Source organism: Agarilytica rhodophyticola (assembly GCF_002157225.2).
Lineage (GTDB): Bacteria > Pseudomonadota > Gammaproteobacteria > Pseudomonadales > Cellvibrionaceae > Agarilytica > Agarilytica rhodophyticola.
Genome location: NZ_CP020038.1, coordinates 3061728 through 3084388 on the forward strand (window position 1 = coordinate 3061728; position 22661 = coordinate 3084388).

Genomic DNA, 22661 nt, shown 5'->3' on the forward strand with positions numbered 1-22661 from the left:
TGAAAATCACCTATCTGAAGGAGGCTCCACTGTGAGCGATTTAATATCAATAGATAACTATGAGTTACACGTCATTGATGGCAAACCAATGATCAAAGATTTAGATTTGGCCAAAAAGCTTGGTTTTAGTCGTCCAACAAACATAAGAAAAAATATAACCAGAATGCTAAGCAAACGACAATTAAAAGCGGAAGAGGTTTGCTCCACCGTGGAGCAAACCACTAGCCTCGGGGGTCGCCCGGCTAGTACTTACTATCTTGACGAAAAAGCCACACTTAAAGTTATCACTAAGTCTGAAACCGAAAACGCGGATGCTATTACGGATGAGATGATCGAGGTATTCATCAAATATCGCTCTGGCACTTTACAGCCAATTCAACAGGAACCTGTTTTTGACATCCCTAAAACCTATGCAGGTGCCTTGCGTTTGGCTGCCGACAAAATGGAGGAAAACGAAAGGCTGGAGCAAGAGAAGTTATTGCTTGAATGTCGAGTAGAAGAAGACGCGCCGAAAGTTGAGTTTTACGACGAGTTCGTAAATAAAGATGGCCTCTATACACTTCAAAACGCAGGTCGAGCGCTTCAGCAAAGACCAAACAAATTTATTCAGAGTATGAAAGGTCAATATCTTTTCTATCAAGGCACTGCCTTAGTTGCCAAAGTTCAGTATATTCAACAAGGCATCTTTGAAGTTAAAAGCACGATTATTGACGATAAGGCACGATTACAAACATACGTTACACCGAAGGGTATTCAATATTTCGCTAAAAAGTTAAGCGCTGCTTGATGTGAGCAGATTTGCTCATATCTCGTTACGGGAATTCCCGCATCGAAAAACAAATCAAATTCAACAACATAACCCGCCCCGTGCGGGTTTTTTTATGTATAAACAAAGGTAAATAAAATGGTAGGACTAATATCAGGTCGCGTAAATTCAGGCGGATTAATTTCACAAGGCATTAGCGCATTTAGAGCAGGTCAGCAAATAGCTGATAGGCCACGACAGATGCGTATTCAGGAGGAGCAGAGGCAGCGGCAGAATGAGTTGCAAGATCAGCAGGCACAGCTAAATGATCAGCGCATTCAGCTAAATAAAATGACTTTCAGAAATGAAAAGTTAGCCCGGCTTAAGCAAGAAGGCATGGAGGCCATGAGGCTTTTTGAAGCTACTGGACAATTGCCAGAGCGCGAAACATACCAAAAATTCGTTGATGCCGACATGGCTCGCTTTAGCGTCTGGCACTATGAAGATCCCGAAAAATTTAAAACCGCATTAGAGTTTGGGCCTGTTCTCGCCGAGATGTCACAGGGAAGAATGGAAGCAGCAAATAGCCCTAGAGCTATCGAGCTAGTTAATAGAGAATTTGCGGATCAAATTAAAAAAGGAATTGGAGAAATACATCCTCAAACCGGCCGCAAGATTGTAGATAAAAATATTGTTCGTTTTGATGCTCGTGCCGGTGGAGTTGTACCTATTCTTGGCGTGACTCTAGATAACGGAGATGTTTACGAAGTTGAGCGCACAATGAGGCGCAGCGCTGATCCTAATGACCCTGTCGAAATTCTAGATGCCGGTGTCTTAATGGATGACATTATGGCTCGCTATCAATTGGCTCAGATGGCTACTAATCCCGAATTTCAAAGAAAAATAAAAGGGGCCATTCAAGCGCTTGATGCTCGGTCACAACAAAGCGACAGCGTTCAATCTTCAAAAATAATTGGAGGTTTAACATTAATGACCACACGCGGTGGAAATGTAGTAGTTAAAGATGTGACTGGCAAGGTATTGCAAGGAGAGGCTGCGCAAAAAGCATTAGAAAAAGCCTTTAAAACCGAAGTTGATTTTAAAGGCGCGAAAGAGAGAGCGAAGGGCCAAGCAAAACTATCAGTAGACGTTGTTGAAAAATCTTTTGAATCAATAGGGAAAGTCAGAACCAATATAACAAATATTGATAGAGCAATTGATGCTCTTGACCGTGGCGCTAGAACAGGCGCCGTTGATAGATTTTTGCCCAGCATTACAGCTGCGTCTAGAGAGCTTGACCAGATTCGGAATGAGCTTGGCCTTGACGTTGTTGGCTCAGTCACTTTTGGCGCGCTATCGGAAGGTGAGTTAAACCTTGCCTTAGATACTGCTCTGCCTACCGGGCTTGACGAGCCGCAACTCAAAGATTACTTGCTGAGGAAAAAAGAAGCTCAGGAAAAAGTTTTGGCAAATCTTCAGGAAGCGGCTTTATTCCTGAGTCGTGACGGCGCAACTGTTGCTGACTTTATTAGATTTAAAAACCCTAATGCACAGCAGCCCCAACAAACTGAAATTCAACAACAGCCCGCACAGAGCGCACCCACACAACCATCACAAACAAATAATAGAGGCTGGCAATTAATGACGGACGCCCAAGGCAACCAAGCTTACGTTAGTCCAGATGGAACACAATTTGAGGAGTTAAACTAATGCCTTTTGATTTATCTACAGCGAGACCGGTACAGCAAAAAAAGAGCGGATTTGATTTATCTACGGCAAGGCCTGTGCAAATTGAGCAGCCAAGTCAAGAACAAAATTTACTTTCACCTTCGGCAAGAGAAAATTTAAGCCCTGAGCAACAACAACAGTTAATAGATGCAAAAAAAGCTCAATTTGAAGCAGTTGGGGCACCTGAATTTGCCAACACTCCAACAGCATCAACTAAGAGGAAAAACTTTATTGAAGAACTCAGGGAAAAGAATCCTCAATTAGCGTCGGTGGTCGAAGAAGTTGGAGGTGCTGAGGCTTTCTTAATTGGCGCTGGCGAAGGGTTTACCAGTTTGGGTAGAGGTATAGGTCTTGCTGATCAGCCGGATGAAACAGAAAAAGTAGCAGCTCAAGCATTACGCGATTATACTGGAGCGGCAACAGCAGGAAAGATAACAGGGCAGGTCGCACCATTTCTTGTCCCAGGGCTGGCGGCATCCAATATAGCCTCAATTCCTGCTAGAACAGCTGCCATGAGCGGCATTGGCGCCACAGAGGGTGGTGTAATAGCGAGGGGTGAAGGTGGAGAAACTAAAGACGTGGTGGCGGGAGCGGGCTTGGGGCTTCTTCTCGGCGGTGGCAGTGAAATTCTTATGCCTGTTCTTAATAGCTTGGGTCGCAGGATCATCGCACGGACTCACGGTGAATCAGCAGCCCCGGCAGTCACTCCAAGTGGAGCACCAACCCCAGAGCTTCAGTCTGCATTAGATGATGTGGGGCTAACTTTTGACGACCTCATAGAGCAGGCGCGACGAGCAGCCGACGAAGCACCAACACCAGAGGCTCAGAGTGCTCTTGATGCCGCTGGGACAACAGCCGATGAGGTTGTCGATAGAACATTGCGGCAGGGCGACTCAAGAGCGGCAAACAGCTTGCGTCAAGGTGCGTTTGAGGATCTTGGAGTAACTCCTACAGAAGCTCAGCGAACAAGAGACACCGATTTGTTTGTTGATCAACAAGACGCATTTAGACGCTCAGGCGCAGTTAGGGACGCTGTAGAGCAGCAGGACGCAATACTAGACACAGCGGCTCGTAATGAAATCTCCAGAATTGGCGGTACTGTTCAAAATGCATCTGCAAGCCCAATCGAGGCGGTCTTATCAAAAACGAATCACTTAAACGATGAAATCAGTCAGCTCTACAAAGAGGCAAGGGAAGCGCTGCCCAACGACAAGAATATTAAGTTTAACAGTGCTGCTAAATCCCTTCAAAGAAACAGAGTTACTGATGAATTGTCAGGCGGTGTGGTAAAGGCACTAAGAAGACACATGAAAGATCTAGGTGTTATTGACAGCAACTTTAAGCCAGTGGGTCGAGTTAGCGTGGATCAAGCCGAAAATATTAGAAAGTTCGCCAATCGCTTGCTTAAATCGACTAACGGGGAAGGGAGGCATATCATCGGTCAATTCAAGGATGCTCTAGATGAGGATGTTCTCAGAGTTGCAGGGAATGATTTTTTTGAGAGAGCCAGAAGGGCCAAAACTAATTTTGAGCGAGGCTTAGACCCTGTCAAGCGAGATGGTTTTGACCAGCGTAAAACGTCTATCGTCAGGGATATTAGGGATAATCTTATAGATGAAGATGAATTTTTTGAGAAGGCTATCAAGCGTTCATCGAAATATAAGCCTAGAGATTTGCGAGAGCTTAGAAACTACCTTTTGACAGGAACCGAAAGCCAGATAAGACAAGGACAGAAAGCATGGGATGATGTTCGAAGTGCTGCCCTAGAGCGAATTCGTGAGAAGTCGTTCAAAGGAGCTGAAACCAGTCTTGGCACAAAAAGCATTAGCCGAGCAGGGATTGATTCTGCGCTTAAAGAAATAGGAGAGCCAAAACTTCATATTCTTTTTTCTGACAAGGAGAGAGCGTTTATAAAGAAACTCTCACGAATTGCCGCTTTAAAAGAACCGCCACCAGCAACTTTTACCGGTAGCGGGCCTAGTTCAGTTGCTATTGAGAATACAACCTTAAAAGTTCTTGGGGCAATCCCAGTGATAGGGGAGTTCTTAAAAGCTTCGTTAGGCTCCATGAAAAATAAAGTGACTGAGCAAAGGGTTTTAACTCTGATAGATGACGCGATAGAGATTCAAAGAGAAAATGTGAGGCGAGAGTTTTTGCAGCTGAGACAATCACGGACTGGAGCTGCGGTATTTTCTGCTCCTGCAGGAGCAGTCGCCACACAACAGGAGCAGTAGTTATTTTTTTGCTGTTTCCGTTGCTGCCTTTCGAGTCCACGTTAAAAAATTATCAAGCTCTTTTTTTGTGGATTTACCATAGGTCATCCCAATATACAGGATGGCCATCTCTATAGATATTATTCTGTTCTTTTGGTTGTTGTAAAAGCCGTCCAGTTTGTCAATATATTCTCCGCGAGTACGACCTTTAAAAAATGGGCTTTGTACAGCAGAACTGCCATTGCCGCTTTGAGTATCATTTAATGTCGCGCTTGCGCGCCATCCAAGCTCATACCCACCGAGCAACAATTGCTTATCGTTCTCGGTCAAGAGGTGCCATTTTCCTCCTATTTGACAGATCGCGGGTTGACTCAAAATAATAAGTAAAAAAACTATGATTTTTCTCATTCTGATTCCACCCCTTTTTTTAGCCGATTACTCTTTTTCTTGTCATAGTGCTTGCGAGTTATTTCTAGGTATTTTTCCCTTTCTTCCTTGCTCCACGCTCGATCATAATCCAATCTCGCAATCCACAGGGCTTGGCCATAATGTATTTTTTCGTTGTTTTTATCTTTGTAGAAACGATCCAGTGACAATGAATAAATGTCTGTGCTTAAGTCTCTCAAAACGATGTCGCTAGGTTGCTTTAGGCTTGGATGTTTTCCTTTTATTAGGTCTGAAAGGTTTACCCATCCATCCCTGTAACCTGCTATGTATAATGTTTTTTCACTGTCATTAAGAAGATTCCATCGCTCCCCATATGTTATTTTTTCTTCTGAAGAGGATAATGAAGAGACGGATAAAGCAAAGGCGATCAATAATATTCTCATATCAACATCCATTATTATTTATTTCCCTCCATTATGTGTAGAAACTGTGAGGCTTCAACCCTCTGGCACCGATTGGCGAATGATGGCGCTTAAATGTGCCGCTCTACATCCATCGACTTGTGCAAAACTCTGGATACGACGATACCGCCGGCTACTATGCGATAAAATATAACGTGAGAGCGACAAGGAAATGATTTTAAGTTGGCTGCGGCCTGATGATTTTTGCCCAGCTCTGGGCGAGTTGAGAGGAGTTCGAAAGCGTCAAATATGTCGTTATAGTACTTTTCGCCTACTACTGCGCCGAACTCGCTAACGCTGTAAAGATAGATGTTGTCGGTATCTTGAAGTGCGAGCGGGCGTAACTTATACATTACGCGACTTGCGTCTTAGCTCTTCTAGTCTCTTCTTTCTGTCCACTTCTACGGCTGCGCCGGAATTGTCGCCTGCGCGGATCATCTCTCTAAGTCTCTGTAGCTTTGCGCCATGACTATTAAGTGCTTCAAGACCTGCACTTAGAGCGTGCTGACTGGATTTATAGCCGCCAGACTGCACAAGACCGTCTAAAAGCTCCTTTTCGTTTGGCTTTGGCGTAAATTTAATTGATTGAGTCATAATGCACCATTGGCTTACTAATGCTAACACTATAACTCAGCAGTGCGGTATCTGCAAAATAGCGCCTATTAGCTTGCGGAGTATATTAATTCCTCCAATATCTCAACAGGATAACTATTAACTCTGCCAAAGCGCTCGTCAGCGATACTACCAACGGTTAGCCCTTTTTCGTCGCAGAGCTTTTTTGCCTTTTGCCCTAATGCCTTAGCTTCATTAAGTGGGAATTTTACCCCTATTATTTTGCCGTGGGCTGATATGGTTCTATAACCAGTATCGGGGTTTAGTTGTTCTAGGCGCTGATCAACATGCTCTTGCTTATCCTCAACCAGAGACAATTTGCGATCTGTTTCGGCTTGGCGACGCTCTTGATCAACCAATCGTTGGCATTGCATAAGCATGATGTCTAAGGCGGTTTTTGGTGACTGCTGTAATTCGCCAGAGCGATACGCGATAAAGACATCAATCATCTCGTCTGTAATTGCATCCGCGTTTTCGGTCTCGGATTTGGTGATAACTTTAAGTGTGGTCTTTTCATCAAGATAGTATTCGCTTACCTCGCGACCCTTACCATTGTTTATTCGGGTCACCGTGTCCCGAACGTTTTCTGCTTTTAATTGCAGTTTTGTTAGCATTCTTTTTATCAATCTTCGTATTGCTTTGGGTTCGGTATAACCAAGCTTCTCCGCTAGAGAGATGTCCTTGATCATCGGCTTGCCATCGAATATATGCAGGTCGTAATTGTTAATTGATATTAAGTTACTCATGACTACCACCTCCCTATGATGCCTTAGCATTGTGACGATCTATTATTGCGCGAACATCTTGGTAGCAATCTGCAAGCTGCTCTTGAGTCATTGAGCACAAAATAGAGTAGTACTCAGATCTCATCGCCATCCTGCGCTTAGCTCTAAATGCACATAGGGATACAACATTAGTAGGGGATTGTGGTATTTTATTGGTAGCCATGATTAGATCTCGTCGGTCGGTTTTGGTTAGATTCCCGTGGAGGTTGCCGCCTCCTTGGGAATTGTTAAAAGTCCAAATGAATGACTTATGAGTCCTATATTAGGACACGAGCAAAGCTTAATCAAGACCTATTCAGGACTTTATTGTCCTAATTTTGCTGTTTTCTGGTAAAACGTTTATACTGAGCGAATGACAATTACTAGTGAACAAATCCGTGCAGCTCTTGGCGTTCTAAAATGGTCTCGCCGAATTCTGAGCGAAAAAAGCGGAGTAAATGAAAAGACAATTCAGCGCATGGCTGAAGGTAGTGGCGTTCCTAATACGGGAGCGAAATACATTGAAGCTGTTCAGAATGCCTTTGAAAAAGGGGATGAGAAGAGCATAATTAAATTTGTGTTTGACCCTGTTCCTGGTATAGAAATCTATGCAAGCGCTGAGGTAGTTGAGAAAGGCCTTGCTGACTTAACTACTGACGCTGTCAGAATTGCGAAGATCCTTGATGCTTTCCAAAATCTTTCTCCAGAAGAAATCAACCGAATCCAAAAAGAATACCCTGCCGCTGACAAAAAATATTCAGGGAATAAGATAAATATCCTCAGTGACCTCATCAAGACTGACGACTCTAAAAATGATCACCAAGGCTCTGGAGAAGAATAGGGGATATTGGAGTTAAATAACCAAAGCATGTGATCCGGCATTTTACGACTTTGGTAAGGAAACTCATTTATTCCAGTGCCTTTTCCATTACTCCTACAAAAGATATAGCTTCAATAATGTGGTGCTGAGTAGAAAGTATTGGTGTGTTAAATAGCTAAAGCACAGCTATTAAAATTTTGGTAAAATAGAGCCAATTTCGAACATGGAGCTTATATAGTGAAAAACCCAAAGCTTATTAAAGTAAAATGGATTGATAGCGCTCAGCCTGTGCCTAGCTGGTCTTTTTTAGAAGACATGCCAGATATGGAAGCTATTAATTGTGAGTCTGTAGGCTGGCTTGTAGCCGAGAGTGACGATGTTATTATGCTTGCTCCGAACATCGCCAATGTAGGGAGTGAGAGCGCTCAGGGTAGCGGTTTTATGCGTATACCTAAGTGCGCCATACTTGATACATCAAGTCTTACTTTTTAGATTTTTTCCCTTTAGTTTCATCCTGTCCTAATACAGAGGCAGCCAGGGACTTTACTTCTGTTTTTGTTGGTTTCTTTTTTCCTGATAGCACTTTACTTGCTAGTGTAGACATCTTGTCTCCAGATTCCTTTTTACCTTTTGCCATAACAAATACCTTTTCTGTTAAAGTGAGATTTCAATCTCCCATATTTCATTAGCTTGCTCAACCCTCTGGCGTAATAGGGCGACTATTGGCACTAAAAGCGCTTAAATCAACATTGTTTTTGCTTGAGGGTGTTCTAGTCTTAAGAAACAAATGCACCATAGCGATAGAGGCTAAAGTCATGCAGAAACACACACTTAAAATGATTCTTAATGGACTTGCAGAGATTAACGAATACAGAGATGCATGTGAGGGTGCAGGTACACATCTAAACAGGCCTCTCGGCTTCTATAAGTTAGTGTCGGCTGCTGCTATTGAAATAGGCGTTAAAGAGGAGTCCAAAGCCTACAGGGAATTCTTAGCATCAGTTTTGATGATAAACCCAGGCATTGAGATTGACAGCAAAGTTAATGAATACTGGAAAGACGGCCTTGAGAAAACACCACTAACTCATGGCGGATTAACATGTATTCTTGCAGCAATTGCCGAAATAAACAGCTTCTTTGATACTGCTGCAACTCTTATAGGGCTTTCACCTAAAAAAATGCCAGCGCTAGACGGACTTATAGAATGTCTTTCTTTCGAGCTTGATAGGCCATTTCAAGAAACACAAAAAGCGGTCAAAGACATCAAGAGTATTGAAGAGGCTTATGTTTGCGTTGGCATGCTTAAACGCTAATAACTAACCGCTATTAGTCAATGGACTCCGACAAACAAAAAGAAACCTTGGCAGCTTTAGCCGCTCAGCAAATCCCCAGCACAACCTGGAGCATTGATCCACTAGGTGATGTGTGGATGATAAATATTGTCACAGGTCAGGCTGATATTATCATCCATTTTTGTGAGATGAGTGAAGACCAGCAAGAGCGTTTCGCGCAACAGCTAATCAATGATGTCTTAGAAAATAAAAGGATTTGTAAAGTTGCCAGGGGTGATTAAGCCTACTTTTTGAAGTACTCCCATGCCCACCAAGCAAGAACTACAAGCGTTGGCACAAGGCCCATCATCAAATAAAATAAATAGGCGCATGTAATTATCACAGATATCAAAAATACTTTCACAGCGTATTCGAAGATTTTTTCTTTATTCATTTGCGTGTCGCTCCCTTTTTTAGTGCTCCAGAAATTTAATGCTATATTAGCATTTCTATCAAACTACAGATAACCAGAATGCCAAATAGATTTGGTCAACTAACCGCCTATCTCGTCGTTGGAACCGTTCGACACGGTCGAAATAACGTCAATATATGGGAATGTCAGTGTGATTGCGGGCGCATCCTAAATGTAGACCAAAACTCACTTTTCAAACTAATAGTACCTGCATGTAAAGTGTGCCGCCGCGGGCCATGTGTCGTATGTGGCAAAGACATAATCAACGAAGAATACAGCGTCAAACGCAATACTTGTTCTGATGAGTGCTGGCGAGAAAACAGGCGGGCAAAACAGCTTGCTGCATATAGAATTAGAGCCGCTAAAGATCCAGATTTTCATAAAAAACACTATCAAGCGGCGTTGGCCCGCGATCCTGAGCACAATAAAAAGCGTTATCAGAGAAAGCTCGAAAAACTAAGAGCGATGAGCGAAAAAGATAGGAGGGCGTTTCTAGATAAAGAATATAAAATCTGCAATGAGTGGACGAAGGCCAAGCGGGCGTTTTTACGGGAACATGATCCTGTTGGTTATGAAGCGTTTTTAAAGAAGTGCCGACAGGGTCATAACCGACATTATCGCAGGAAAAAAGAGAGGGAGAGAAAGGAAGCAGAGGCAAAAAGCTCTTGAGTTCAGCCAGGGCCGAAGCCCCAGCCTATAAGCTGCCTATACGGCAGTGTATTAATGCATATTTCGGCAATATTTATATTTCTAAGCTACCAATTCGGTAGAGTAAAGTTATTGTGTCGTTATGTTTTCTAAACTACCTAATTGGCAGTGAATCAATAATAGCTCACAGACAAAGTTGCGTGCAAGTTCTTAAAAATTAACTTGCAAGAGTTATCTTATTGTATCGCAAGTATTCGTATGCCATTTTTTTTGCTTCGTCTAACTGCGGCGTTTTTTGTAGTTCAATATCGCAATAAGCCCTGCAGGACTCCTCTGTTTTAAATTTTTTAGTATCTGCTATATGAATGGATAGTCCTCTATTGTAATAATAATCTTGATAAACAGAGGTTAACCATCGCTGGGTTTGAGCAAGATAGGAATCATAATCAATTTTATTGCTAGTTGACGTGTACTCTCTAACCTGGTCTTCTATGCTGCCAAAATGTCTTTCCGCCCAAGGCTTTTCTTGAAGAAAAGCCCAAAACCATTAATTTTGACTGCTGACTGGATTCCGGAAATTTAAAAAAACCACATCATAAAAGAGATTGCTATCAACCATTTTCGCAAACTCAATACGCGACATTTCGGCCATAACTTATTGCTCTCCCAAAGCATCTATTATTTTGTGTTGTATGGATTTAACAGTTTTATAAAAGCCCGAACCTTCTTCAATGTCTAACAGCGCTTCACTTTCATTTTCAATTTTTTTTGATAGATCATCTCTTGACCATTTTGCGTTCATAGCTACATTTAAGTGATTGTGGAGTTCGTTAAGAACCTCCATTTCCAAATCATTCGCCATTTCTTTTTGAAAATTGATTTCTTCAACAATTGACTGAATTAACTCAAAAGACATTTGAAAACCTTCCTTACCGTTGAATTGTTTGATGATTTTAATTATACACAATTATTGTGTGAAATCAACAAAAACAAACAACTATTGTGTATTTTTGCGCTTTTGCATCTCGATGTGGCCTAGGATGACGGATTTAAACAGATATGGGTTAGTCTTATGCCAGTTCTGGAGTGTGTTGACGTGCTTATCTATCTTTTCCGCGACATCTTCGAGGCTCTTCGCTCCTAGCTTCTTAGCTGTGTCTGAGGCGCTGCTATGTGTAGTATTCATAATTATCTAATTTACTGTAATCAAACTGTATTCTAATTATGAACAATTATTGTGTATTGCGCTAGAAGAGATTAAAGAAGCCGCCACCGGCAAAATAGCCCAGTCCCTGGCAAGTAGCCGGTAGTTGGTGACGGCGTGGAATATTGTGCCAAAACTCGCTGCGTAGAAATAGGCGACATAACGGTTAATCTTTGTGCGACATATCTTACATTACGCGCCACAAATTGTGCCCGATTTTGTGCCCGGTTTGCGCCTCTAAACTGCATTTAAGCCCCTCTATAGGCCGCATTATACGGCGTTTTAGTTGATGTATAAGGTGTCATTTGGGACTTAAAATCCCCCGATCATTGCGATCGTGCCGGTTCAAGTCCGGCCCCGGGCACCACTAACACTTTGTTTTTAAATAGCTTTTTAATTTAATCCTCTTCAATATCCTCTTTATTATTCTGTGCCTGTTTTTCTCCTGTATCAACGTCCCCCTTGAAATTAACCATATTTATCGATATGCCGTGATAACTCTTTTCAGTTGTAGGCTTGTTTATAGAAACCTGACAGTAGGTGTATTGTGTGCAAGTAGTTTTGCTTTCTCGGTGTCTCATACGCTAAAAGTCCACTTTTTATCTCGCGTTTGCTCCAGTACAGCTATTTAAGTTTATCCTGAATAGGGGTATGTAGGAGAATAATGCGTTATTCTTTATTTCTGGTGCCCACCAATAGAATTATTAAATATGTTTGATTGTTAAAAGATGTGTCACATCCGTAAAGCACACATGATTAAGCAATCTTTTGTGGTACTCAAGCGCCACAGGCGATTAGTGATTAATAAATAGCAGAGTGCAATTATTAACGGCTATAAAAAACCTTAATACGGGCAACAATTTTTTGTCCTACTTCCTTTTATATTTTGAACGGCTAATAGTGAACAAGTTTCGTGTTTAATCAGTGTAAAAAACTATTTGTCGCTGCATAGTGTCCACGGTATAGCAACTCACAATAATTACCTTTACTGCTCACCTAGGTGTCACCTCACGGTATGCTCGGATAGCGCCATGTTCTTTTAATAAGGGAATCGGGTTTGTTGTAAAAAGGTATACTGTCCTTCAGAAGCGCATTGGCTAGTTTCTTCTCTGTGCTAAAACAATCGTTTCTCGGTAAGACTGATTAATTGTAAGCGCATACATAAGCGGTCTTTCTGAGTGGCAATTTTCGCAAAGTGTGTATCTGACTTTTTAAAAACATTGCCTTCTTTTTAAGGCAGTATTTCTACTTCGAGAAATTTGTGTAATAGGTGGGTCATTTTTTAAATCCGTTCTTTGTTGATCATTCGGATAGCTATAGACAAATAAAAACTGATAGAAAAACCAAGCCTGTGTAGGCTTGGGTGATCGATTATTGAGGGGGAGCGTTTAAGAATCAACTCAGGCACACAAAAACACGTAGTAGAGATATCAACCCTAACGGCCATGATTGACAGAGGCTTACTTTAGAAAATATCAAGCATAAAATACAGATACCCCTTATTTATTATAATAACTTATATATGCATCATCTGCTTTATATTGTGCTTAGCTAAGTGCCATAACGCAATATAATCCCCCCCCCATTTGATAAAACTTTTGCATATCTGGATGTTCTAGAACAATAATATTGGGAGACATATCATATTTGGCTAGTATTTTTTTCAATGTTTCTAGGTGCTCTTTGTCTCTTTCTTGTGTAATTGGAAAAAGTAAATTGTCACCACAGTCTACGAAGTCAAAAATATTTCCAACATAACTTTCTACTCCCTCATCATTTATTTCACCACAGATATCAAAACTAATAGGTTCAATATCGTCGTAGAAATCTCTGAAATTTGATAGAACAAAGTCTTCGTTTACATAATTTGGATTGTAAATTAAAACACTATTTAATAATTGTCTAATAGCAATATCTATGTGCATTGTTTCTGAATCAACATCAAGACACACAATGTTTTTAGTGTGAAAGTAGTATTCTAAAGTATTATTTAATTCTTCCTTGGATATATTAGGATTGTCATCATATATACAGCCCGATATTAGTATTTTGTCATAAAACCACTCGAAAATTCCGAAATCTAACTTTATTGGTACTTCTTGTATAGGTAATTCACCTTTAGATAAAAAACGAATTAGCTTTTCTTGATCTTCTGGATAGTCACAGGACTTAAAATAGAAGTATTTATGTTCGTCTTTTTTATCCTCGTTTTCCTCAAGATAATGCCGCTGCGGGAAAATGTCACCAAGCCAGATATCATTAAAATCTATTTCGGCACACTCTACATTCCGACCAATAGATTCCCTATGGTTGGTATTAAAATCATTAAGGTCGCAGCTGTAAATCTGAACATCAATATCCTTTGGTATTTGGGTTACAATATAGGCAAAGAGATCACATAATTCATGACGTAGTTTTATTTTATTAGGGAAAATTAGATGTATTTTGTCTTTTTCCGAGCTTTCTGATAGTGAGTTGACGGTCATATTTTATTTACACACATTGTTAGGTTTGATTTTTAACTTTTAAATAAGTAGAAATAAAAACATTTCTTGATTTCTATTTGAATTAGGATACGGTTTTTTTAACTGTTTAACACTGATGGAAATCAGGGGGTGTATTAAGTCAAATATATAATTTTTCTGTCAATTAATATTATTTGTAGTGTCTATGTAATGTTTAGGGAAAATATTTTTTCCTAAACATTACATAACTTATTTAGCCGCGTTAACAATTTATCATGATGATATCTTATACTGCCTTCCTTGTATCACGTTCACTATCCGTTTTTGATCTTCTCCTAAAATTTAAATTAAACAGGATTAACTCTATGGCTGAAACCCCTTCACAGTTAGCAACTCCATGCTATGTTATGTCATACCCTCACACATTAAGTAATGAAGTTCTTAATAATGTATGGATGGTTGAAAAATCAAAAGAATATGATCCTGAGGAATTTCCAATAAATAAGCCCAACTCCTACAGGCAATTCCAAGACTTATATAATTTTATAGCATCTGCTTCTATGGTGTATTTAATGCCGTCTGCTGGAAACTTTCAAGATCGGGTATACGTTGCAAATTTAGGAATTTACTTGCCCCACATTAAAAATGCCAATCATATTATTATGGCGAACTTCAAATCAGAACCTAGAGTGGGTGAAGAAAAAGAAGGTAAGAAATTTTTCGAAATGATGGGCTATGAAGTTCATGATTGTCCGTATCATTGGGAAGGAGAGGCTGATTTAAAATATTTGTCAGGTAGTACTTATATCGGAGGTTATGGACAGAGGACAGATAAAAGAGCCTATGAATGGATGGCTGATAAATTTGATATGAATATAATTCCTGTGGGAATGCTCAATGAGCATTTATATCATTTAGACTGCTCGATTTTTCCGATTGGCTCAGACACGGTTGTTACCTGTGCGGAGCTTTTTACCCGCGAAGAAATACGAAGTATCGAGAATTACGCTCAAATTATTGACGTAGATAAAGATGTTATTAAGGACTGTGTTACCAATTCGGTTCGAATGAGAGGTATTGTAATGTGTGGTTCTGACTTAATGGACTCCGTTCGTTCAGACCCTTGGTATGAGAAAGAAAAAATAAAAGTAGAAACGGTAGAAAAAATATGTTTCAAACTGGGTTTAGAGCCAGCTTTCTTTAACCTTTCGGAATTTGATAAATCGGGAGCAGCGCTAAGCTGTTTGGTTATGAGGTTAAATTACAATGATGTGACTAGCTTACGATAATGGAGAAATACAGTGGCTCAAACTTTGGCTGAATGGTCGAAATCTATCGACCCAAAAATATCTGATGAAGAATTACTAACGGAGCGATTTTTTAAAGATCCCTTTCGCTCTCAATATATATCACCCTATACTTTTTTTTCTCCTGCAGATGGCATTATTCTGTATCAAAAATATGTCGAGAATACACAAGACCCTATTATTGATATAAAAGGTAATGCTTACACTCTTGCAGATGTTATGGGTGATGATGAGTTTTCTAAACCGGCATTAGTTATTGGAATTTTTATGACTATTTATGATGTGCATATAAATAGAGTGCCCTACGCCGGTATGCTTAGGTATCGATCTTTACCTCCATTAAGTACTGATAATTTTCCTATGATAGATCTTGAGTTGGATCTGCTAGATAAAATTGTTAACACTAATAATATGGGATATTTGCACAATAACCAGAGAATGCTGAATACAATTTACTCTCCAGTACTAGATCATAAGTACCATGTTATACAAATAGCAGATCAGGATGTGCGTGTTATTACGCCATTTGAAACAGCTCAAAATAACTATTTTGCCCAGAATGAACGATTCTCTATGATCCGGTGGGGCTCTCAAACAGAGCTGATTATACCACTGGATAGTCGTTTTGAATTGAAATTATTGCAAGAAGATAATATGCATGTACGTGCAGGTATCGATCCTCTGGTAGAAATTGTTTTCCCCGATGAAAACCTTTTTCCCGTTTAAGTTGTTGTTAAAAAGGTAAAAATTATTATGAATATAAGTTATGAACACGTAGACACTGAAGAAAGTAACTGTAGTTTAGAAAGGTTTAACAATTTGTATTTTAATAAACATAAACCAGTGTTGATTAAGGGAGGGTGCAAACATTGGCCTGCTGTTACAAAATGGAATATTGACTACTTAACTAATATGGTAGGGCAGCGTACTTTAGAACTTAGAGAGAAAGATGATATTAATATTATTGACTACGACGGTGAAGTGCCTGAAGCAAAAGAACTTGCTAGTTATTTCCAGGAATTAAAAAATGATAACGGTTCTGGCGAAATAAAGTATGCCCGTCAATCTCGTTTATTAATCGACGTACCATTATTACAAAAGGATATCGAAAAACCTGTGTTTGTACAGGAACCCGCAGAAGATGTTATAGCACCATATATTCCTGAGAATCATATGGCTAATCCGATGGCTTGGTTTGGCCCCAAAGGTACGTATTCCGATATTCACTGGGATATGGAACATAATATTTTTGCCCAAGTTAAGGGAAGCAAACGTTTTATACTTATAAGCCCAGATGATTCTATCAATGCCTATCCAAGTATGTACACACTGGATCAAATTGCCGAATCGGCTATGGCTAAAGAACATTATTCAGAGTTGGCAGGTGAGCTTAAAGATATACTATCTGAACTTAGGGAAAAAGAAGGAGATATCACGCGTGAGCGTTTTCATGACGAGTTAAGAAATGTTCTGGATGATGAACAATTGTATGCTTTGTGCGATATTATCTTACAGTTACATAACTATGATGTAAACGCAGAAAACCCAGATTACAGTAAGCACCCCGACTTTGACAAAGCGAAGCCTTTAGAGGCTATTGTGGAAGCGGGTGATCTTCTATATGTTCCCTTACAATGGCGGCATTGTGTTCGTTCACTTTCTACTTCGTTTTCAATGAATTGGTTTTTCTTACCGTCAATTAATGAGCGTGTAAATCCCAGGTATATTATTCTTCAATCAACGCTAAGTCATCTCTTGCCGCGTTAGCTATTTATTTTTTTAGATAATTTAAATTGGTGTGTTATGAAGTCTCTATTATCAAATCCAAGCTTTTTAGAAATGTCTGATAGTAAAGTTTTTCAGTGGGATATTGATGCCGATGATGCATTGATAGTAAAACGTAAGGAGAATGGCTTTATAATACCCTCATTTTTATTTGTCGCTAATGTAATTGATTTTGTGCAAGATAAGCATTATGTGGATTTTAAAGTTGAGGGAGTTTCTATAGAAAAAATGGAGGCTTTGGATGACACATTAAATTTTAGTATACAAGTAGTTTCGGGAGAAAAAAACGCAGATGAAATCGAGTTGCTTCTTTATGTGCGCTCTGAAAAAAAAGAGAAATGGAAAAGTTACGCCAAGGCTACTTTAGTCAATGAAAATGTAGAAAACCTATCTAATCCTATTTATGAGAACAACTTAGATACTAGTAAAAGCCTCTCTCACAATATAGCTGACAACCAGAAAGATAAAAAGGTGTTTGTTAGGTTCGAAGATTTTAACGCCATAAGACCTAGCTATTTAGCGTTAACTGATACACAAGAAAGAATGTGGTTTTTGCAAAATTTGGCGGAAGATGCTAACTCTGTTTGCCATATGTCCATCTGTTTCAAACTATCAGCTCCTCCACAAAGAGAGATTTTTGAACAGTCTTTATCTCTTGTAATAAATAATCATGAGGCTTTACATACTATATTTGCCGGTGATCTATCCCATGGAACATATCAAAAGTTAGCGCCTGTTAGTAGTTTTAAAATTGAGACTATTTTAGTTTCAGAGGGGAGTAGTCTTGATAAAACAATATTCCGCTGTTGTTCAGAACCTTTCGTTCTTGAACGAGAAATACCAATTAAAGCCTATTTTATCGAGACACAAAGTAAAGATTATTATTTTACTGTAGTAATACATCATATAGCGTGTGATGATTACTCTATTGAAATAGTTGTTGAGGATTTTATTCATTGCTACAGCTTATTGTGTTTAGGTAAAAAAGTAAACTTGCTTCCACCAGAAAAGCAATATCTTGATTATGCTTTATGGTTAAATCAACAGATGGATACTGAATACTATGACAAGTCTCTAGATTACTGGAAGCAACAATTATCAGGTGTTCAACCTTTAGAGCTATCTTATGATTACTTAAGGTCAGCTATTCAGAGTAATAAGGGTAAAAGGTTAGCATTTACTCTTAACAAAACACAACGTGATACATTAGTTGCATATTCCAGTGGTAAAAAGTCAACACTCTTTATGGTTCTCTTGGCATTATTTAAGTTGTTGATGTACCGTTATAGTGGTCAGACTGATATTTGTGTTGGAACACCAACTGCTGGTCGACCTCATAAATCAATGGAAAGGATAGTCGGATTATTTACAAATACGCTTGCTCTGAGGACTCAGGTGCATGCCGATATGACATTTGATGAGCTACTCGAACAGATAAAGTTAACAACACTATCGGCTTACGAGCATCAAATAATTCCTTTTGATAAGGTTGTAAAAGTTAGTAATGTTAAGAGTGATGTTAGTAGAAATCCAATATTTCAAGTGCTTTTTGGCCTGCAGGAAAGTAGGCCTGAGCAAATTATAACTGTAGGTCACATGGATTTTGAGCCTTATAATATACCTAGTGATTCCACCAAGTTTGACTTAAGTTTTAATTTCTATGATGACAAAGAGACTATTAATCTTATTATCAAGTACTGTTCTGATCTTTTTAATGAAGAAACGATACAGCGCATGGCCAATCAATACTCGGGTTTGTTAGAAAAAATTTCCTCATTTTCCAATTGTAAACTTTATGAAATTCCTTTGCTTAGTGAATTTGATAAAGATCATTTATTAAATATATTTAACAAAACACACTATGTATTACCAACACATGAAACCGTTGTATCACTGTTTGAGAAGCGAGCTAAAAACTCAGCAAATGATGTCGCTACCATTTATGACAATCAACAGCTAACATACTCTTCTCTCAATATCCAAGCTAATCAGCTTGCCCATTATCTTATTGAATCCGGGGTAACACCAGGTCAACGTATTGGCCTATGTTTAGCGCCATCTTTAATAATGCCTATCGCGATTATGGCTGTATTAAAGGCAGGCGCATTATTTGTTCCGATTGCACCTGATTTTCCTGTCGAAAGAATGGAATATATTCTTGATAATGCCGATATCGAAATTTTGTTGACAACCACGGAAAGTCAACCAGATATCAACTTTAAAAATCTCAACTGTATCGATATAGAAAAGCATAGTCAGCTAATCTCTAAGATGCCAGAAGATTCCGTGTCAGTAATATTAGAACCCAGCATGATCGCGTACATGATTTATACATCTGGTTCCACTGGCCAGCCGAAAGGTGTGCCCATACGCCACTCAAGTTTGCTCAATTTACTGCTTTCTATAATAGAGACACTAAACATAAATAATATTGATAGACTATTATCTATTACAACTTATACCTTTGATATTTTTTATCTTGAACTTTTTGCACCATTACTGCTGGGTGCTCAAATTATTCTTGTCGATCGAAGTGTGGCGTTAAATGCGTTTTCATTAGGCGATATGTTGACTAAATATAAACCTGATATTATGCAAGCGACACCTACTTCTTGGCATATGCTAATAGAAGCTGGTATTCAGTTACCGCGAGATATGGTGGTATTAACCGGCGGTGAAGCTATTAGTGAGCAATTAAAAAATACCCTAACGCGACAATGTGAGAGTGTCTGGAACGTTTATGGGCCTACGGAAGCAACCATATGGGCAACTGCTAAAAAGTTACTATTGGATGAAAGAGTAACAATAGGTAGACCTTTACATAATGTTCAAGCTTATGTTCTTGACAAGAATCGACAACTGTTACCAATAGGTATGCCTGGTGAATTATGTTTATCGGGTGAAGGCTTAAGCGAAGGGTATTGGAAAAACCATGAATTAAATGAAAATAAATTTATTGATCATCCATTTAAGAGTGATGATAAGTTATATCGTACGGGAGATATTGTTCGCCACCTTGCTAATGGTGAGATAGAATATCTGGGACGTCAAGATGATCAAGTCAAACTCAGAGGTTACCGAATAGAACTCGGCGACATTGAATATGCGATTGCTGAGCAAAACTGTATCCGAAATGTGTATGTTTGCCTTTTTAATAAAGATAATAGAGATTACCTTGTTGCTTATATCACTACAGCAGATAAGGAGTTTGACAGTGCTCTAGTTAAACAAGACTTGGAAAAAAAACTCCCGGGATATATGATTCCGCAATTATGGATTATTGTTGATAAATTTCCTCTTACTTATAATCAGAAAGTAGATAAGAATCGTCTTCCAGAGCCTGATATTACAAAATTACTATCTAGTCAATATGTTGCTCCAAAGACAGAACGAGAGAAGAAATTAGCCAATATTTTTCAAAAAGTGCTAGATGTCAAACGGGTCGGCCTAGAAGATAATTATTTTGAGTTAGGTGGTGACTCGATCAAGACAATACAAATTTCAAGTGCTGCGCGTTTGCAAGGCCTAGAAATATCGCCGTTAGAAATTTTTCAGTATCAAACGGTTAAAAAAATTTCGGATAATATTGGAGAGAATTTAACTTCCCATGTGAGCTATGATCTGGGTGAGAGCGACATCTTCTCAAATGTATTTGCACTAACGCCACTGCAAAATCATAATTATCATCAATTCTATGAAAAGGATGATTTTACTTATAATTGCCAGTATTCATTTAATATTTATTTAGCGCTCGATCTAGAAAAAATCAAAAATCTAATAAAAACCGTCGTTGAACGCTATCCTGCGTTTAGAACTGTTTTTTTTGAACTGGAGTCTGGAGAAGTGGTGCAAGAAGTCTTAGACTCTATCGATATTCCCCTTAAATATAATGATGTTAGCCATTTTGCGCCTATAGATAAAGAAAGATATATCGAATCTCGTTATTTTTCTAATATGATCACTGATTATGATTTAGGCGAAGGCCCTTTATTTAAGGTAGAGTTGATTAAGCTTGGCTGTGAATTTTACCGTTTTATCTTCACTTTTAACCATATTGTTCTGGACGGATGGTCACTTAGTATCTTATCTAGTGAGTTTATGAATGCAGTCACTGAACAAAATGATACTTATATCTCTGCAATAGAAAAAAATAGCTTTGAACGTTATGTAGAATATATCTTCTGCGATAAAAATATTAAGAAGAAGCAAGGCTTTTTACGTTCTTACCTGGAAGGTTTTAATGGGCAATCAACATTAATCTCGTTGTTAGGGAATCAAGATAACTTCGACAGTTATCTTAAAAAAAAGTACCAATTGTTAAACTTTAATAAAGAACTTAGCGATAAGTTGAGGTTTTTTTGTAAATCCAATAAGCTGACTCTAAATACCTTATTTCTATCTGCCTGGGCTTTTACTATTCACTCGATGACACATCAGAATGATATCGTCTTTTCGTTAAAAAATTCAGGACGACCTCCAATGTGGGGCGATGTGAACAAAATGTCAGGAATGTATTTAGGACTTTCGTTGCTGCGTTCTAATATTAGCAGTGATCTAACGATTTCAGATTGGCTCAAAAAAATTCAGTCAGATCAGGGGTTGTCAAACTCAGTCTATGGTATTTCTGAAGATGACCTCATGACTCTAACAGGCTCAAACCTTCTAGACTCTATTTATATTTTTCAAAACATTCCAAATTATGATGATAAAGAAAATAATTCAGATGTGAATTATCATGATATTTTTCACCAAGAGAGCAGAGAATTTCTTTGTATTACTATTAGTGATAAAGAGTGTATATCTATTTATATTAACTACTTGTATGAGGTTTTTTCTGACGAAGTGGTTGGAAATTTACTGCTCACTATTAAACAATATGTTAATAGTGTTATTAGCTTAGATATAAGCAATTCTTATGTTTTAGACCATGTTAGAGATATTAGCTCCAATGATATTGATGACAGTACTAAAAATGAAAAGAATGACGGTAACTATTTTTTAGAAAGGTTTTCTCGTTCAGTAAAGTCAAGTGGAGATAATGTTGCCGTCGAAGATGGACAAAGTAGTCTGACTTATTATCAGTTAGACCAATTGTCAACAAAGTTAGCAATAGAAATAAAGGAATCCGACAATGGTTACCTATATAGCTATGCATATATCGTAACTGAAAATGTTATAGAATATTCGATTGCGCTAGTAGCAGCGATAAAATATGGCGCTATTCCTGTTAAAATGGATATATCCTCTTGGCAAGAGGATATATCCAAGCATCTAGATTTGTTTGTGGGAGATGATCAAGCTTTTATTCTGTATGGAAATCAACTTTCTCAATCTATCGACATTATTGTATGTAAGTTGCCACGTAAAGATGCAATATGTCTTCTTAATATTGAAACCAACTTTGAAGAAAGCCGTGTATCGAATGTTCATGAACTAGACTTCAATGATCAAGCAGACGCTATTATGTTTGCTCAGTGGATGATTCCTGAGCAAGATTTTGTCAATCCCTTTATTGCTTGCCTCATATCAAAATATATTCCTGCTTTTTTTGAATGTGAACCTTTCCCTTTAGATGGTAGCGAGGTTTCTTTAGTCTTATCTAATAAAGATAGAAAGATGCTGCCAGTGTTGAGGTTATTACTATGCTTCTCTAGTGCCGGTGTGGTTTCAGTCTCTGAAAATGTGAAACACATGACGCTATACAAAGGTAGGGATAATGTATCTGATGTTATTGATATCGACCCCGCTTGGTTGTTGGACTACTACGCTTATCTATAAA

22 protein-coding genes are annotated in these 22661 nt (G+C 38.8%); 12 read left to right on the forward strand and 10 right to left on the reverse strand.

What is annotated here, in order from left to right:
- The first annotated feature begins 31 nt into the window (after window positions 1-31).
- The 3 genes from BVC89_RS13150 to BVC89_RS13160 all read left to right on the forward strand — a co-directional run bounded on the left by BVC89_RS13150 (window position 32) and on the right by BVC89_RS13160 (window position 4707).
- Window positions 32-787, forward strand: a complete 756-nt coding sequence (locus BVC89_RS13150) for a phage antirepressor KilAC domain-containing protein (RefSeq protein WP_086931624.1) — start codon at window positions 32-34, stop codon at window positions 785-787.
- Between the two features lie 117 nt (window positions 788-904).
- Complete coding sequence (locus tag BVC89_RS13155; RefSeq protein WP_086931625.1) at window positions 905-2455, forward strand: hypothetical protein; 1551 nt, start codon at window positions 905-907, stop codon at window positions 2453-2455.
- Window positions 2455-4707, forward strand: coding sequence for a hypothetical protein (locus BVC89_RS13160; RefSeq protein ID WP_086931626.1), 2253 nt, complete (start codon window positions 2455-2457; stop codon window positions 4705-4707). The genes BVC89_RS13155 and BVC89_RS13160 overlap by 1 nt, the downstream gene beginning before the upstream one ends.
- On the opposite strand, the gene BVC89_RS13165 is transcribed toward BVC89_RS13160, so the two are convergent.
- The 6 genes from BVC89_RS13165 to BVC89_RS29755 all read right to left on the reverse strand — a co-directional run bounded on the left by BVC89_RS13165 (window position 4708) and on the right by BVC89_RS29755 (window position 7094).
- A complete protein-coding gene (locus BVC89_RS13165) occupies window positions 4708-5094 on the reverse strand; it encodes a hypothetical protein (RefSeq protein WP_086931627.1) in 387 nt (128 codons plus the stop codon).
- Window positions 5091-5516, reverse strand: a complete 426-nt coding sequence (locus BVC89_RS13170) for a hypothetical protein (RefSeq protein WP_158657918.1) — start codon at window positions 5514-5516, stop codon at window positions 5091-5093. The genes BVC89_RS13165 and BVC89_RS13170 overlap by 4 nt, the downstream gene beginning before the upstream one ends.
- An 89-nt stretch (window positions 5517-5605) precedes the next feature.
- Entirely contained in the window at window positions 5606-5887 is a 282-nt protein-coding gene (locus BVC89_RS13175) for a type II toxin-antitoxin system RelE/ParE family toxin (protein ID WP_086931629.1), read from the reverse strand.
- Window positions 5880-6128, reverse strand: a complete 249-nt coding sequence (locus BVC89_RS13180; RefSeq protein ID WP_086931630.1) for a ribbon-helix-helix domain-containing protein — start codon at window positions 6126-6128, stop codon at window positions 5880-5882. The genes BVC89_RS13175 and BVC89_RS13180 overlap by 8 nt, the downstream gene beginning before the upstream one ends.
- Window positions 6129-6196: 68 nt before the next feature.
- A complete protein-coding gene (locus BVC89_RS13185) occupies window positions 6197-6892 on the reverse strand; it encodes a hypothetical protein (RefSeq protein ID WP_086931631.1) in 696 nt (231 codons plus the stop codon).
- 13 nt (window positions 6893-6905) lie between these two features.
- Window positions 6906-7094: a hypothetical protein gene (locus BVC89_RS29755; protein ID WP_158657919.1), complete on the reverse strand. Its 189-nt coding sequence runs from the start codon at window positions 7092-7094 to the stop codon at window positions 6906-6908.
- A gap of 189 nt (window positions 7095-7283) precedes the next feature.
- On the opposite strand from BVC89_RS29755, the gene BVC89_RS30165 reads away from it, so the two are divergent.
- Both BVC89_RS30165 and BVC89_RS13195 read left to right on the forward strand, forming a co-directional pair.
- On the forward strand, window positions 7284-7751 hold the full coding sequence (locus BVC89_RS30165) for a hypothetical protein (RefSeq protein ID WP_086931632.1): 468 nt from the start codon (window positions 7284-7286) through the stop codon (window positions 7749-7751).
- A gap of 216 nt (window positions 7752-7967) precedes the next feature.
- Window positions 7968-8222: a hypothetical protein gene (locus BVC89_RS13195; protein WP_086931633.1), complete on the forward strand. Its 255-nt coding sequence runs from the start codon at window positions 7968-7970 to the stop codon at window positions 8220-8222.
- Here the strand turns inward: BVC89_RS13195 and BVC89_RS30070 are convergent.
- On the reverse strand, window positions 8212-8367 hold the full coding sequence (locus BVC89_RS30070; protein WP_173780729.1) for a hypothetical protein: 156 nt from the start codon (window positions 8365-8367) through the stop codon (window positions 8212-8214). The genes BVC89_RS13195 and BVC89_RS30070 overlap by 11 nt on opposite strands.
- 85 nt (window positions 8368-8452) lie before the next feature.
- Here BVC89_RS30070 and BVC89_RS13200 point away from each other — a divergent pair, with 85 nt between their 5' ends.
- From BVC89_RS13200 to BVC89_RS13210, 3 genes are all read left to right on the forward strand, one after another.
- Window positions 8453-9043, forward strand: a complete 591-nt coding sequence (locus BVC89_RS13200; RefSeq protein WP_158657920.1) for a hypothetical protein — start codon at window positions 8453-8455, stop codon at window positions 9041-9043.
- Between the two features lie 20 nt (window positions 9044-9063).
- Complete coding sequence (locus BVC89_RS13205; protein ID WP_086931635.1) at window positions 9064-9303, forward strand: hypothetical protein; 240 nt, start codon at window positions 9064-9066, stop codon at window positions 9301-9303.
- Between the two features lie 230 nt (window positions 9304-9533).
- Complete coding sequence (locus tag BVC89_RS13210; protein ID WP_086931636.1) at window positions 9534-10142, forward strand: hypothetical protein; 609 nt, start codon at window positions 9534-9536, stop codon at window positions 10140-10142.
- Window positions 10143-10776: 634 nt separating this feature from the next.
- Here BVC89_RS13210 and BVC89_RS13215 read toward each other — a convergent pair.
- From BVC89_RS13215 to BVC89_RS13230, 3 genes are all read right to left on the reverse strand, one after another.
- On the reverse strand, window positions 10777-11037 hold the full coding sequence (locus BVC89_RS13215) for a hypothetical protein (RefSeq protein WP_086931637.1): 261 nt from the start codon (window positions 11035-11037) through the stop codon (window positions 10777-10779).
- 686 nt (window positions 11038-11723) lie between these two features.
- Window positions 11724-11906: a hypothetical protein gene (locus BVC89_RS13225; protein ID WP_086931639.1), complete on the reverse strand. Its 183-nt coding sequence runs from the start codon at window positions 11904-11906 to the stop codon at window positions 11724-11726.
- Between the two features lie 966 nt (window positions 11907-12872).
- The gene (locus tag BVC89_RS13230; protein ID WP_086931640.1) at window positions 12873-13811 is read right to left on the reverse strand and encodes an agmatine deiminase family protein; all 939 of its coding nucleotides are present in this window, start codon (window positions 13809-13811) and stop codon (window positions 12873-12875) included.
- A gap of 344 nt (window positions 13812-14155) precedes the next feature.
- Here BVC89_RS13230 and BVC89_RS13235 point away from each other — a divergent pair, with 344 nt between their 5' ends.
- The 4 genes from BVC89_RS13235 to BVC89_RS13250 are packed head-to-tail and all read left to right on the forward strand — an operon-like array spanning window position 14156 to window position 22660.
- Entirely contained in the window at window positions 14156-15079 is a 924-nt protein-coding gene (locus BVC89_RS13235) for an arginine deiminase-related protein (RefSeq protein ID WP_086931641.1), read from the forward strand.
- Between the two features lie 12 nt (window positions 15080-15091).
- The gene (locus tag BVC89_RS13240) at window positions 15092-15823 is read left to right on the forward strand and encodes a phosphatidylserine decarboxylase (RefSeq protein WP_086931642.1); all 732 of its coding nucleotides are present in this window, start codon (window positions 15092-15094) and stop codon (window positions 15821-15823) included.
- A 27-nt stretch (window positions 15824-15850) separates the two neighbouring features.
- Window positions 15851-16864 (forward strand): cupin-like domain-containing protein, encoded by a 1014-nt coding sequence (locus BVC89_RS13245; RefSeq protein ID WP_086931643.1) that lies wholly within the window; start codon window positions 15851-15853, stop codon window positions 16862-16864.
- A 36-nt stretch (window positions 16865-16900) separates the two neighbouring features.
- Window positions 16901-22660 carry a non-ribosomal peptide synthetase gene (locus BVC89_RS13250; protein WP_086931644.1) on the forward strand — a complete coding sequence of 1920 codons (5760 nt, stop codon included), beginning with the start codon at window positions 16901-16903 and terminating at the stop codon, window positions 22658-22660.
- Window position 22661 lies beyond the last annotated feature (1 nt).